This is a genomic window from Caballeronia eucalypticola (genome assembly GCF_047608185.1).
In the GTDB taxonomy this organism is placed as follows: Bacteria; Pseudomonadota; Gammaproteobacteria; order Burkholderiales; family Burkholderiaceae; genus Caballeronia.
Genome location: NZ_JBLKRU010000067.1, coordinates 20,627 through 33,217 on the forward strand (window position 1 = coordinate 20,627; position 12,591 = coordinate 33,217).

Annotated in this window: 12 protein-coding genes and 1 pseudogene; 1 reads left to right on the forward strand and 12 read right to left on the reverse strand. The window is 57.3% G+C overall.

Annotation, left to right across the window (positions count from 1 at the left end; all coding sequences use genetic code 11):
- Positions 1-367 precede the first annotated feature (367 nt).
- The 12 genes and pseudogenes from ACMX25_RS37605 to ACMX25_RS37660 all read right to left on the reverse strand — a co-directional run bounded on the left by ACMX25_RS37605 (position 368) and on the right by ACMX25_RS37660 (position 11,577).
- Positions 368-1,809: pseudogene (locus ACMX25_RS37605) on the reverse strand (ISKra4 family transposase).
- A gap of 223 nt (positions 1,810-2,032) precedes the next feature.
- Positions 2,033-2,332 carry a hypothetical protein gene (locus ACMX25_RS37610; protein WP_414954939.1) on the reverse strand — a complete coding sequence of 100 codons (300 nt, stop codon included), beginning with the start codon at positions 2,330-2,332 and terminating at the stop codon, positions 2,033-2,035.
- Positions 2,333-2,744: 412 nt separating this feature from the next.
- Entirely contained in the window at positions 2,745-3,746 is a 1,002-nt protein-coding gene (locus ACMX25_RS37615) for a transketolase family protein (protein WP_414954940.1), read from the reverse strand.
- Positions 3,743-4,585 carry a transketolase gene (locus ACMX25_RS37620; RefSeq protein WP_414954941.1) on the reverse strand — a complete coding sequence of 281 codons (843 nt, stop codon included), beginning with the start codon at positions 4,583-4,585 and terminating at the stop codon, positions 3,743-3,745. Before ACMX25_RS37620 ends, ACMX25_RS37615 begins: the two co-directional genes overlap by 4 nt.
- 44 nt (positions 4,586-4,629) lie before the next feature.
- The gene (locus tag ACMX25_RS37625) at positions 4,630-5,928 is read right to left on the reverse strand and encodes an MFS transporter (protein WP_414954947.1); all 1,299 of its coding nucleotides are present in this window, start codon (positions 5,926-5,928) and stop codon (positions 4,630-4,632) included.
- Between the two features lie 109 nt (positions 5,929-6,037).
- Positions 6,038-6,787, reverse strand: a complete 750-nt coding sequence (locus ACMX25_RS37630) for an SDR family NAD(P)-dependent oxidoreductase (RefSeq protein WP_414954942.1) — start codon at positions 6,785-6,787, stop codon at positions 6,038-6,040.
- 163 nt (positions 6,788-6,950) lie between these two features.
- The gene (locus tag ACMX25_RS37635) at positions 6,951-7,859 is read right to left on the reverse strand and encodes a LysR substrate-binding domain-containing protein (protein ID WP_414954943.1); all 909 of its coding nucleotides are present in this window, start codon (positions 7,857-7,859) and stop codon (positions 6,951-6,953) included.
- A gap of 424 nt (positions 7,860-8,283) precedes the next feature.
- The gene (locus tag ACMX25_RS37640) at positions 8,284-8,754 is read right to left on the reverse strand and encodes a carboxymuconolactone decarboxylase family protein (RefSeq protein ID WP_414954944.1); all 471 of its coding nucleotides are present in this window, start codon (positions 8,752-8,754) and stop codon (positions 8,284-8,286) included.
- Between the two features lie 49 nt (positions 8,755-8,803).
- Positions 8,804-8,998: an SDR family oxidoreductase gene (locus ACMX25_RS37645; RefSeq protein ID WP_414954298.1), complete on the reverse strand. Its 195-nt coding sequence runs from the start codon at positions 8,996-8,998 to the stop codon at positions 8,804-8,806.
- 36 nt (positions 8,999-9,034) lie between these two features.
- A complete protein-coding gene (locus tag ACMX25_RS37650; RefSeq protein ID WP_414954299.1) occupies positions 9,035-9,331 on the reverse strand; it encodes a putative quinol monooxygenase in 297 nt (98 codons plus the stop codon).
- Between the two features lie 204 nt (positions 9,332-9,535).
- Complete coding sequence (locus tag ACMX25_RS37655; protein WP_414954300.1) at positions 9,536-10,264, reverse strand: alpha/beta hydrolase; 729 nt, start codon at positions 10,262-10,264, stop codon at positions 9,536-9,538.
- 101 nt (positions 10,265-10,365) lie between these two features.
- A complete protein-coding gene (locus ACMX25_RS37660) occupies positions 10,366-11,577 on the reverse strand; it encodes an NADH:flavin oxidoreductase (protein WP_414954301.1) in 1,212 nt (403 codons plus the stop codon).
- A 146-nt stretch (positions 11,578-11,723) separates the two neighbouring features.
- Between ACMX25_RS37660 and ACMX25_RS37665 the strand changes: the two genes are divergently transcribed.
- Positions 11,724-12,591: LysR family transcriptional regulator (locus ACMX25_RS37665; RefSeq protein ID WP_414954302.1), on the forward strand; the 868-nt coding region annotated here is incomplete at its 3' end.

A 12,591-nucleotide genomic window follows, 5' to 3' on the forward strand; every position in this document is an offset into this window, starting at 1 on the left:
TACATGCGTACGCCCTTGCACACATTCTTCCTTGCATAACATCTTTAAATTTTCTGTCCTTGAGTATAAAGGGTTCTGCAAAAATCCCAAACCTCTTACCCTAACCGCAAAAGCCTCCTGGGCAATAGAACTCAGCTGCGTGCAATGAATTCAGGCTTGCACCCTACTCTCACAGTAAACCGTTCTGATACGGAAAAAATGTTGTCTTGATTCATCGAGGGAACAGCTAATATCGAGCCGCTGACAAGATTGATACGCCAACAGCTGTCGTGTCGGCCGTCAACAAAATCCTAAAGCAATTCCCGAATAGCTGACAAATAGTTAGTACTACGGTGTGTGTTAGAGAAACTTATGTTGAGGGAAGCCGTTAAAAACCCTGGGATGTTCTCTGCCAGGGCCACGTAACGCGTCGCTGTCCAATCCACGGAAACTGTCGCCGTGCGAATTCGCGGAATTCCTGGTTCAACAGCGCGACGCGCAGCTGTACGACACTGTGTGCTCCCACGCGACTCCAGCGCATATGCTGGCTCTTGCACATTCGACGGCCAACTATTCGGTTGACCGACGACTCGACGAAGCCGGTAGAGATTCGCCGTCCTACACGTTGCCACGTGCGATAGTCGATCAGCGACTCAAGGTTGCTCTCGAGATACGTGACCACATTGGAGAGGCTGTAACTTGCTTTCTTGATCTGGCTGCTCGCTGCCGGATCTCGCTTCTCACGCAGATCAAGCAAGTGAGCGAGCTTAGCTGCGAACTGCTGCCAAGCCACTGAGTCTCCGGTCCAGACGTAATGGCGGAAGCGCACGAACAGATCCCACAGTTCGAACGCTGATCCACTGTCCGTGAGTCGCCCATATGCCAGAGGCGCGATAGCTTGATCGACGCGTCGCAGCATCCGCCCGATATGCGCCCAGTCGAGAATCCATTCACTATCGTAGGGAAGGTCGTGCGCGACGCCGACCAAGTCCCGCGCGCCATCGGTCAGGACAACGACTTCACTAGGGTCCCCGTATCCGCTGACCTCCAGGAATCGTGTCATTTCTTGATTCAGCCGCTTGGTGCGCGGCATGGCGGAAGCCCACACTCGCGGTTGCTCACCTAATTGGCCTACAGCAGCAACGACGACTGTGATCGACGATGACTGGTTTCCGGCTTCTGCGCGATTGTCCTTGCCCGAACCCTTGCAGTTGCAACGTGCGCGACGGACATAACCGACGTCAATGCCGAGCTCCGCATTCGGCTTTGTCTCCTCGCACCACTGGCGCACAGGCCGTGCGTGCTGAATCGATTTGCCGACGGTCACGGTGTGATTGCGTATGGTTACATGATTGTCGCGGCCCGAGCTGGGTAGCAGAAGGTCCATGACGCGCCTGGCTTGCCGATAGGGCATCGTGGCGCCAAGCTCTGCGTGCAGCCATCTCAGTTCACCGGTGCTTGCCTCCGTCAGGTAGTCTTGAGCGGAGAAACATATCTCGAGCCGTCAGCGCCACAATTGCAGGCCTTCCATCGTTCGCGGCAATAAAAAACCTTTCCCAGTGTGGTCTTCAGCTCCGAGCAATGACTATCGTGCAGGCGCCGTTGTACGCCACAGTCCACACAGGATCTACGCGACGTGCAAAAACGTTCGACCTGTTCGACAACGAACTCCTGCTGCACACAATTGAGCAATGACTTGCCTTCGGCGAGTGACAGTCCGACGTCTCCGGGTGTCTGGTCTTCGACGGGCCTGTGAAACCCCATGACCTCAACCCGCTTCACCACACTCCCATCGCCGTTGTCGAACTCAAGAACGATCGTGCATCGCATGGCGGCTCCTGGTCGAGTGCTAGGGAAACGATACCCTTCCATGCGCCCGACTCCCAGCCTTTTTAACGGCTTCCAACAACAGCTATGCGCAGCAACGGCTCTGAGATCGCCACTCACAGCGCAGGACACGGCCGAGTTAGACCCGAACATCAATGAGCCTGACCGTTGCGAACCATGTCACTGAGATTTCGCTGTTCTCGGTCGTTCTATACAACGACGCATCCTAGTTAGCGCGACTTGTCCGATGCGATCGCGGCACGAACTGATAGACGTTATTCCGGCCCTGAAGCTCGATCGAGATGAGTCGATGCTTTTTCAGAGTGTCCATTCCCGATCGCGTCATCTCAACGCTCCGTCCCATGAGTTCCGCTATCTTCTCAAGCGGCATGCGAACGGGCCCCGCCTCGTGAGACTCTGCGGCAGCTATAACCGACAGCACCGCATACGCCGGCAAGCCGATCTTTGCGATCAGCCCCTCAAGAATCTCATCTGAAAAATATGTTCCGCACGAATCGTTCGGCATGTCGTCTTTCTCAACCTTTCCACATTTAAACGTTTCGCACGTGACGCCACAGGACGCGAGTAAAAATGCAAGTAAAGCGTCGTGATTAATAACGGCATATCGGATCGCGCAGGCAATCCAGCAGACCCCGTTGTTAGCACCGGGCCAGCGCACCGGTTTTCATAGCAGTCTTCGGACGGAAGGATAACAAGTTCCTCCGTTACCTTGATTCCGCAGTACCCGTGACGGAGAGGCGGGTTAGCGCGGTCAGCGTGACTCGCTTGGGGCCCAGCCACCCTCCTCGGCAAGGCAGCCGTTAGGAGCGGCGTATACGAACAAGTAAGCAGTCGCGCCTTTGTTTTTGTCACGCCAGATCACACACAAGCGCATCCAGAGCCCCATAACCCGCCGTCACGCCGCTCCCACTTCCCGGTTAGCCGAGCCACCCCTTGATCGTAGCGACCATTGCGTCGGTGGAGATGCCGTAACGGTCGTGCAGCGTCGGTAGAGCCCCGGCGGCCAAGAACGCGTCCGGTAAGGCGATCTGGCGAAACACGGGCGTCACGCCTGCGGTGAGCAGCGTCGTTGCGACTGCTTCACACAGACCACCGATCGTCGAGTGATTTTCCGCAACAACGACCATCCGGCCCGTGCGCCTCGCTTCGCGCACAATGGTTTCGGTGTCGAGCGGCTTGATCGTCGGAACATGCAACACCCCTACCCCGACATTGTTGGCCGCAAGCGCCTTCGCGGTCTCGAGCGCACGCATGGTCATAATGCCGGACGAAATGATCAGCACTTCCGCACCATCGCGTAGCAGCTTCGCCTTACCAATCTCAAACTGGTAGTCGTATTCATCAAGAACGGCGGGCACGTTCCCTCGGAGCAACCGGGCATAGACCGGTCCATTGTGAGCTGAAATGGCCGGCACCATTTGTTCCAGATCGAGGGCGTCGCACGGGTCAATAACCGTCATGTTCGGCATGGCGCGCATCAGAGCAAGATCTTCCGCCGCCTGGTGGCTCGGGCCGTACCCCGTTGTGAGACCTGGCAGGGCACAGATCATCTTTACATCAAGGTTGTCTTCGGCGATCGCCTGATGGATGAAGTCATACGCGCGCCGTGTCGCGAACACAGCGTAGGTCGTCACAAAGGGCTGGGCGCCTTCGTGCGCCATCCCTGCGGCCGCGCCCATCAACAACTGTTCCGCCATGCCCATCTGGTAATACCGCTCAGGAAACTCCTTCGCAAAGATGTGCAGGTCCGTATATTTGCCAAGGTCCGCGGTCATACCAACCACGTTCTGCTTGTTGCGTGCCAACTCCACCAGCGCGTGACCAAACGGAGCGGAGCGCGTCACTTGGCCTTCGCCTGCAATCGAAGCGATCATTGCTGAGGTCTTCAGGCGCGGCTTCTGAGTGGTGGTATCGCTCATTTCTGTCTCCCTTCTTCGAGTGCTGCGAGTGCCAGCTGCCACTCATGGGCATCAACACGGATAAAGTGGTTCTTTTCTCGTTCTTCAAGGAACGGCACGCCGCACCCCATTCGGGTGTCGCAAACGATCATGCGCGGTTGTGCAACTGGATGGTTTCTCGCCGCGTCAAATGCTGCCTTGACCGCTTCTATGTCATTGCCAACCACGCGCTGCGTGAACCATCCGAATGCTTCGAGCTTTTCGACAAGCGGCTCGAACGCCATGATTTGAGAGGACGGCCCGTCGGCTTGCTGATTATTCACATCGATGATCGCGATCAGGTTGTCCAGCTTCCAATGCGCGGCCGACATAATGCCTTCCCAGATGGCGCCTTCATCAAGCTCGCCGTCCGAAAACAACGTATAAACGAATGCGTCTGAGCCCTTGCGTTTGAGGCCCAAGCAACGGCCAACCGCAATGGTGAGACCCTGGCCCAGTGAGCCACCTGACATCTCCATGCCCGGCGTATAACTAGCCATCCCGGACATCGGCAGGCGGCTATCGTCGCTGCCATAGGTCTCCAGTTCTTCCGCCGGCAGGATGCCCGCTTCGAGGAGCGCCGCGTACAACGCGATGGCGTAGTGACCGTTCGAAAGCAGGAAACGGTCGCGACCTTCCCAGTGTGGATCTTCCGCGCGGTAGCGCATCGCGCCGAAGTAGGCGACCGCCAACACATCCGCGATATCGAGCGCTTGACCGATGTAGCCCTGGCCCTGCACTTCGCCCATGAGCAAGGCGTTTCTGCGGATCTGATAGGCACGCTCAACGAGCGAAGCCATTCCCGACGATGGGTTATTCATGGTATCTCCTTCGAAATTAGGTATGGAGCAATACGTGTTACGTGTCAGCGATTGACGGTCTTAGCCGGCACCAGAAAGACGAGTCCCGCTCCGATCACGACAGCCACAGAAATGAAGATGAGTCCCGCGGTCGATTTACCGGTCAGGTCGTTTAACCAACCGACGATGGCGGGAGAGAAAAAGCCGGCCAAGTTGGCGAAGCAGTTGACTGCGGCGATTCCTGCCGCTGCCGACATGCCGCCCAGCACGGCTGTGGGCAAAGACCAGAACTGCGAGGACGAAGCCAGGATGCCGGCGGCTGCGACGCTGACACACACCAGCGACGCCGCAACGCCGCCGAGCATCGGCAATGTTGCAAAGCCCGCCGCTGCTACGAGCATGGGAATCGCAAGATGCAACCTGCGCTCACGATGCCGGTCAGCGCTCGCACCGATCAGTGGCAGTGCCACGATTGCGCAGATGTACGGGATCGCTGTGAATAAGCCCACCCATAACGGATCGGCGACACCGGACTTCCGAATGATCGTGGGCAGCCAGAATGTCAGCCCATACTGGCCGAGGACCACGCAAAAATAAATCGCGGCCATGACCCAGAGCCGACGGTCACGTACGAACGAGAGGATGGAGACGTGTGCCACCTTGTGCGCGTTGTCCTTCTCCACGTTCTTTGCAAGCAACGCCTTCTCTTCGTCGGTCAGCCATTTGGCTGATGCAATGCCATTGTCGAGGTAGAAAAGAATGGAGATGCCGAGGATCAACGAAGGCACCGCTTCAAGGATGAAAAGCCACTTCCATCCCGCCAGGTTGTGCACGCCTTGGAGGGAATGCATGATGTATCCCGACAACGGACCACCCACAATTCCAGCGAGCGGGATCGCCATGAAGAAAATCGAAAGCGCTTTCGCGCGCCGCGTCGAGGGAAACCAATATGTCAGGTAGAGAATGACGCCGGGCGCGAACCCCGCTTCGGCGACGCCCAGAAGAAAGCGCAGGATATAGAACGTCGTCGGCGTCTGTATAAACACGAAGCACGCCGAGATGACGGCCCACGTCAGCATAATCCGGGCGAGCCAGTTACGCGCGCCTACCTTGTGCAGGATGATGTTGCTCGGCACCTCAAAGAGAAAATAGCCGAGGAAGAAAACTCCCGCGCCCAATCCGTAAATGGTTTCGCTGAAGCGCAAATCACTGAGCATTTGCAGCTTCGCAAAACCAACGTTAACTCGGTCCAGGTAAGCGCCGAGATAACACAACATCAAAAATGGGATGATGCGACGACCCACTTTCGCGTACGTCCTAGATTCAAATTCAGTTGTGCTGACGGGCACATCGAGGTCCGCCATCTCTGACGGCGCCACTGCTTTCGGTTTCATGTTTGTCTCCTGCTATGCGCCTCGGGTTTCTTCCCGAGTGCGTTGGACTCAGCGGCTGCGAGCGCAGCGACTGTACGTCTTAATGGATCAACATGCCGCCGTTGACATCCAGCGTGATGCCGGTCAGGTACGAAGACAGGTCGCTCGAGAGGAAAAGACAGGCGTTGGCGACGTCGGCGGCGTCACCCAAACGCCCGAGCGGAATTCCTTTGATGATATCGACGCGCATCTCCGGCGTAAGCTTGTCGCCGGTAATGTCTGTCTGGATGAGGCCCGGCGTGATCGAGTTCACACGGATATGATCGGGCCCGAGCTCGCGGGCCATCGCACGCGCCAGTCCGAGTACCCCGGCTTTCGCTGCGCTATAGTGCGGGCCGCCGAAGATACCTCCACCGCGCTGCGCTGAGACCGACGACATACACACAATGCTTCCGCTCTTTTGCTCGCGCATTTGCGGGATCACGGCTTGAGACATGTACAAGGTCCCGCGCAAGTTCACGCCAATGACGGCGTCGAAATTCTCCGCCTTGATGTCCAATGTTTTGATCGGTTGCGTAATGCCTGCGTTATTGATTAGGCCGTCGATACGCCCGTATTTCTCGACTACGTCTCTGGCTGCCTGGACACATGCGTCCTTATCGGTCACATCGCATTGGAGGCCAAGATGTCCCTGCCCCAGGTCTCGTGCGGCGCTTTCGGCATCTTCGCGGCGAAGGTCGAGAATCACGATTTTCGCGCCTTGACTAGCCATTGCCGTGGCCGTCGCTTTACCAATGCCGCGTGGTGAGGCAGCGCCTGTGATAACCACTACTTTGTTTTCGAGCAACATCGTTGTCTCCATCGGTCGTCTGAGTTAGTGAACGCAGTTTCCGCGTTAGCCTCGATTCGATCAATGGAGTTACGCTCAGCTATTGCTGAAATTTTTTCAGGTGTCGGGGTTTCTTGCTAGGGTTTACACCAGCAATTGACGTGGCGCTTACTTAACGCCTGCCTTAACGCCTACCCTCCCAATGAGCGGTGTCGCGGCCAATTTCCTCCTGCGTCCATGCCAAGAATGTCGCTACCCTCGGGAGGGTTGCGGCTTGGGCTGGGTACACGATGTGGTGCGCGCCGACGGCCACTTCGAAAGCACGCCCGAACACCGGCACCAGCGTCCCCTTCCTCAGGTGACCGGCAGCCAGCATCGTACTTTCAAGTGCAATGCCGTGGCCCAGGGCCGCCGCCTCAATCGACATATAGGATCGATCGAATGAAAAATCGAACGCTTTACGGGAAAGCGGGACGCCAAACTTCCCGAACCATTGCTTCCACTGCACAAGTGGCGTCTGCGAAAGAATCAAGCGCCGCTCAAGCAAATCGGCGGGGCCTTGTACAGGGTTTCGTTCAAGGTGCTCAGGGGATGCGAGCGGCGTCACGCACTCGTCGCGTAACGTCAGGATTTCGCCATCGGACCAGTGAGCATAGCCATGTCGGACGTCGAGATCGTAGTAGCCGGAGGTGAACGATACGTCCTCGTAGGAGCAGTCGAGGTTGAGTTGGATGTTCCCGTTCGCTTCGTGGAATGAGGCAAGGCGCGGCAGAAGCCACATGAGCCCGAAACTCGGACTCGAATGGATGCGCAGGATCTCGACACTGGAGTCGCTCGACGCGCGTTCGGTTGCCCGGCTGAGATCAGCGAGCGAGCCGGTGACGTCGATCAGATATTGTTGACCGGTCGCGGTCAACACAAGCCCGCGTCCCAAGCGGGCAAATAACTGCCGCCCAACCATGGTCTCGAGGTTTGCAAGCTGATGGCTGACAGCAGATGGTGTCAGCCCGAGCTCGTCGGCTGCACGATTGACACTTTTCGTTCGCGCCACACTTTCGAAGGCAACGATAGCTTTTAACGGCGGTATGCGCATAGCGTGAGTGAGGCACTGTGTTTCGGCGGATTGTACGGCATCGGCTGTCCAGAAAGGCCGATCCTCAGCAGCGGAACAACGACCAAGAGTTCCGAGCCGAACGCTTAAAGGTCACGTCCGTGGATTCGTTCGACATGACGACACGTCTCTCGGAATCGATGACGCCGCGGCCTGCAGCGGCGAGTGCCGCGGCTATTGCGCGACTAATCCTCTAGCGTGCGTAGACGCTATGAGAATACCAACGCTGGCCGCCAGCAGGCCTACGGAAATACCCAGCGCAGATTTTAGCATCTGCTTTGCTCTCTTACTGACGCGGACTGGAATCGCGCTTTGCATGGCGTTCCCCTTGCTTAGTCAAATCAATCAAGCTTCGTGGCGACAGCAAAGTCCACTGGAACCTTCGTGGTCGAGTGCAAGTAGTTGCTCACTGTTTTGTCGCCAATAATGACGATGGCATCCACCAGGTTTTCCTTCGTCCAGCCTGCGGCAAAGAATGCTTCGACCAAGGCTTGATCAATATGACACGGCTTTGCGTGATGCCTTTGATCAATCGGGTTAGTGCGTCGAGCTTGGTGTCGAAGCTGGCTTCGCCATGCCGGATTTCAATGATTTGCTCATCGGTGAAACCGTTCAATTTCCCAAGCATGGTGTGGGCGGCCAAGCAATACTCGCATTCGTTGACTTGGCTGACAACGAGGTTGACGACCTCGCGAGCCTTGCCAGAGATGCTGCTCTTGGCGTTTTGCAATGCCAAGTAAGTGGCAAGTGCCGTCTCCGAAAGGGCAAACGTGGCGTAGAGGTTGGGAACCATCCCAAGGCCCTTTTTGAGATCATCGAAAAGGGCTTGGTTGCGTACGCTGACTTCTTCGCGGGTAGGAACGGTGATGGTGGTCATGGTGACCTCCTGATGGTGGTTGAAAACGAGGGTGCAAATTGAATTGCTCTTATCGAGCGGTGTAGTCGCCATCAACTGCGATGGATCGGCCTGTGAGGTACGGGGCCTTGGCAGACGCGATGAAAACGATCGTCTCGGAGATCTCGCCCATCGTTGCGGCACGCTTGGCTGGAATGCTTCCGACCAAGCGCGCCTTAGCCGTTTCGTCGCGGCCGACAAAACGATGGCCTGTGGCCCGGTTCATGTCATTTTTTTTACAACGAAGCGTCGCCTCGAGGCCTTACTTCTCGGCGACCACCTGAAGCCGATGAATCTTAACTTCGGAAAACAGCCTCTCCGCATTCGCCGCAAGTTCCTGTCCGGCTTCGCCGTTCAAATGAGCTTCGCGGGCAACTTCGTCGTTGAAGGTGTCGAAGACCACATATACTCCAGGCTCACCTTCGTCTTTCGCCGCGTGCCACGTCAGCGTTCCAGCTTCTCCTCTTACCAGCTTGGCCTCCCCGCTTAGAAACGCCTCAACTTCCGATTCCTTTCCTTGTTTTGCCTTCAATTCAACAAACAACGCGAAATTAGCCATTTGGAAATATCCTCTCTTGAACAGTGGGTGTTAGTTACATTCGGTCGTACACAGTTGCATTTGCACTACCCAAATAGGCCTCCTAGTAATAAAGGCGTTTTCGGTCCAGCTAGAAACCGTCGATGATTCAGCAGCAATCCTGAAACCACCGTGTGGATCGGCGCCTTCTCCGCAGCGGCGCGGCGCAGGCACGCCAGACTGCAATCAGGGAGCGACCGCGCGGACGGCCTGTTCGATCACATCGACCACGACATCCGGGAAAGTGATGGGGATGGCGTGCGAAGATTTCAGCTCAATGACGTGAGCGTGGGCGCGCTCGGCTTCGAACTTAAATTCTTCCTGGGGGATGACGGGATCCAGCAGGGGCCTGATTTGCCAGCTTGGCTTGCTCATCCATGCAGCCGATGTCAGTGGCTCTTGGAGGGCTGCCAAGGCGATGGGCCGTTGGGTGGCGATCATCAGGGCGAGCACGCTCTCAGGCACGTCGGCGGCGAGGAGGTAGCTGTACTTATCGGCTTTGACGTGGAGATTCGTGCCGCTGGTTCCGTCAGGCAAGGTGTATGGGATCAGATCGACGGACGAGGCGAAGTCTCCGCCGGGAAAACGTTCGAGACAATCGTTTGTAGATTCCCCTACCCCGGGCATAGGTGAGCCCGCGTAGATTAGTCCCTTGACCTTGGGGTCGTCTCCAGCCTGGCTGATGACGGCCCCGCCGTAAGCGTGGGAAACGAGGATCACGGGCCCCTCGATCGTGTCCAGCAGACTACGCAGGTAGGCAGCGTCGTGCGCCACGCCACGCAAGGGATTGGAGAAGACCTTGAACGGGTGGCCCTCGCGCTGGAGCCGCTGGATCACTCCATGAGTCCAGAGCGACGAGTCTTCGACGGCCCCGTGCACAAGCACGATGGTTGGCTTGAGTGATTTGATATCCATGGTGATTCCTCTCAATAATTGTTGCGCTATGGGATGAGCGGTTGACGTGCGCATCAAGCCACACTGCCAAAGATCGTCATCTGGTTCGTAATTGAAGAGCCTCAGTGCGGCGCTTTATCTCTGAGCGAAAATGCGAAGCCGGTGCACCTTGTGAGCTTCGGAGAACAGGCTAGGTAACCACCTGAGAACCGCAGCAACCAAGTCGGCTTCACATCGCCAGCTCCGCTTCCTTGACGTTTGGCGATGGGCCCAAGGATCGTCGGATCGAAGTCGTTGAGGACGTCGCGCTCGGACAAACGCCGCGGAAAGTCGGGATTCGCCAGCGCTCCGCGGCCGAAGGTGAGGATGTCGGCGCCGTCATCCAGCGCAGCCACCGCCCGCTCGACATTGTGCAGACTGCCATTCGCAAGGATTGCTGCTTTGGGTGCGTAGCGCTTGGCTAGGTGCATCAACGATGCATTTCCCGGAGTAAAGGCCGGCTTCCACGCCTCATGGTCGGTCACATGGATGAAGTCCACGCCGGCGTCGGCGAGGCTGCCGAAGATGATTTCTGCATCGCGTTCCGCGGCGGCCCACTTGTGTTCGTAGTCGTTCACCTTCCCTTGGGAGATGCGCACGCCGACCGGCACCATGGCTCCGACCTTCGCACGCACCGCCTTGAAGGTTTCGACGATCAATTGCACGCGGTTCTCCGTGGAGCCGCCCCATTGATCCGCTCTTTTGTTGGCGTAGTCCGTCAAAAACTGGTCGAGAAGATATCCATTGGCGCCATGGATCTCGATTGCGTCAAACCCCGCATTCTCGATTGCGCGTCCCGCCGACTTAGCAAAGCCATTGATGGCGTCAGCGATCTGCGCCTCTGTGATCGCGGCCGGAAGAGCGTAGTGGTCCTTGCCGTGATAGAACGTCATCTGCGTGCCCTTGGGCTGAATGGCAGACGGGCCCACCGTGCCGTCGCGAAAGCGATTGCCCTGGCTTATTGCGCCGGCATGCATCAACTGGGCGATGGCGAGCGCGCCATGCGCCTTGATGCCGCTAACGACCGGCTTCCAGGCATTGGCCTGCGCTTCGTTAGTTATGCCAGGCTGATCGAGGTAGCCCTGCGAGAACGCCTGATCGGTGTAAATGCCTTCGGTGATGACCGTCCCGAAGCCACCCCGTGCGAAACGTTCGTAGTACCGGGTCATCGTCTCGGTCGCCCGGCCATCACGGGTCGCTGTGATGCGCGTCATCGGCGCGACAGAGAGGCGGTTCGTCACGGTGCGGCCGTTTATAACGATTGGCGCGAAAAGTGCGCTTGTGTCAATGTCCATTATCCAGACCTCCAAAAGCGTTGCATCGAGCGTTTTTAATCTCAAAAACAGGGGCTTACTTGCTTGCTGGACTTAAATGTAGCTTATTGGGATGGGGTGCAGAAGATGGGATTGACGATAAGCAATATATCGTTTATCGTTAAAATATGAATCTCGCAGATGTGGCTCTGTTTCGCACGATTGCGTCCGGCGGCAGCCTGTCGGCTGCGGCTCGTCAGTTGGGCACAACGCCGATGTTGGTCAGCCGCAGGTTGGCGGGCCTTGAGGCCGAGCTAGGCGTGCGCCTATTCCACCGCACGACGCGTTCCCTGTCGCTGACGCCGGAGGGGGAGGCCTTTCTGCCTCACGCAGTCGCCCTCATAGAAGCTCGCGATTCGGCGATCGACTCGGTCTCGTCCGGTCGCTCCGGCCTCTCAGGCGTGTTGAAGATTACAGCGCCGAACGTCATCGGCCATTCCGTCGTTGTCCCTGTCGTGGCTGAGTTGATCGCCGACAACCCCGCGCTCCGCGTCGATTTGACTCTGAGCGACGGCGTCATCGACATTGTGACGGCAGGACTGGATGTGGCCGTTCGCGTGGCAGTGATGAAGCCTTCGGACATGATCGCGACGAAAGTAGCTGACAATCCATTTACGCTAATCGCATCGCCGGGCTACATCGCACGCTTCGGAGAACCCTCCACGATAGAAGATCTGGTGGGGCACCCTTGCATTAAGCTTCATGCAATGGACAATTGGCCATTCACGCGAAGCGGCGAAACGCACCGAGTTCGAATTAGTGGTCCTTTGTCAGTCAGTACTGTCGACGCGGTTCGAGCAGCCTGCATCGCGGGTGTCGGTATCGCGATGCTGACCTACTGGGACGTGCATGAGCAGATTGAGCGCGGAGAATTGAAGCGTATCGCCCTCGCTGACGCCAAACCACTGGAAGTTGGGATATGGGCCGTTTTCCCGACTCGCGCGCACATGCCTGCCCGGGTGCGGGCATTTATCGACACTTTGCGAGTTCGGCTGC

What these genes read in the sequence shown, in the direction of transcription:
- ACMX25_RS37640 (WP_414954944.1), bottom strand. Translation starts at nt 8,754, where the DNA reads ATGACCACCATCACCGTTCCTACCCGCGAAGAAGTCAGCGTACGCAAC.
- ACMX25_RS37610 (WP_414954939.1), bottom strand. Translation starts at nt 2,332, where the DNA reads ATGCCGAACGATTCGTGCGGAACATATTTTTCAGATGAGATTCTTGAG.
- ACMX25_RS37630 (WP_414954942.1), bottom strand. Translation starts at nt 6,787, where the DNA reads ATGTTGCTCGAAAACAAAGTAGTGGTTATCACAGGCGCTGCCTCACCA.
- ACMX25_RS37655 (WP_414954300.1), bottom strand. Translation starts at nt 10,264, where the DNA reads ATGGATATCAAATCACTCAAGCCAACCATCGTGCTTGTGCACGGGGCC.
- ACMX25_RS37645 (WP_414954298.1), bottom strand. Translation starts at nt 8,998, where the DNA reads ATGAACCGGGCCACAGGCCATCGTTTTGTCGGCCGCGACGAAACGGCT.
- ACMX25_RS37635 (WP_414954943.1), bottom strand. Translation starts at nt 7,859, where the DNA reads ATGCGCATACCGCCGTTAAAAGCTATCGTTGCCTTCGAAAGTGTGGCG.
- ACMX25_RS37620 (WP_414954941.1), bottom strand. Translation starts at nt 4,585, where the DNA reads ATGAATAACCCATCGTCGGGAATGGCTTCGCTCGTTGAGCGTGCCTAT.
- ACMX25_RS37625 (WP_414954947.1), bottom strand. Translation starts at nt 5,928, where the DNA reads ATGGCGGACCTCGATGTGCCCGTCAGCACAACTGAATTTGAATCTAGG.
- ACMX25_RS37615 (WP_414954940.1), bottom strand. Translation starts at nt 3,746, where the DNA reads ATGAGCGATACCACCACTCAGAAGCCGCGCCTGAAGACCTCAGCAATG.
- ACMX25_RS37650 (WP_414954299.1), bottom strand. Translation starts at nt 9,331, where the DNA reads ATGGCTAATTTCGCGTTGTTTGTTGAATTGAAGGCAAAACAAGGAAAG.
- ACMX25_RS37660 (WP_414954301.1), bottom strand. Translation starts at nt 11,577, where the DNA reads ATGGACATTGACACAAGCGCACTTTTCGCGCCAATCGTTATAAACGGC.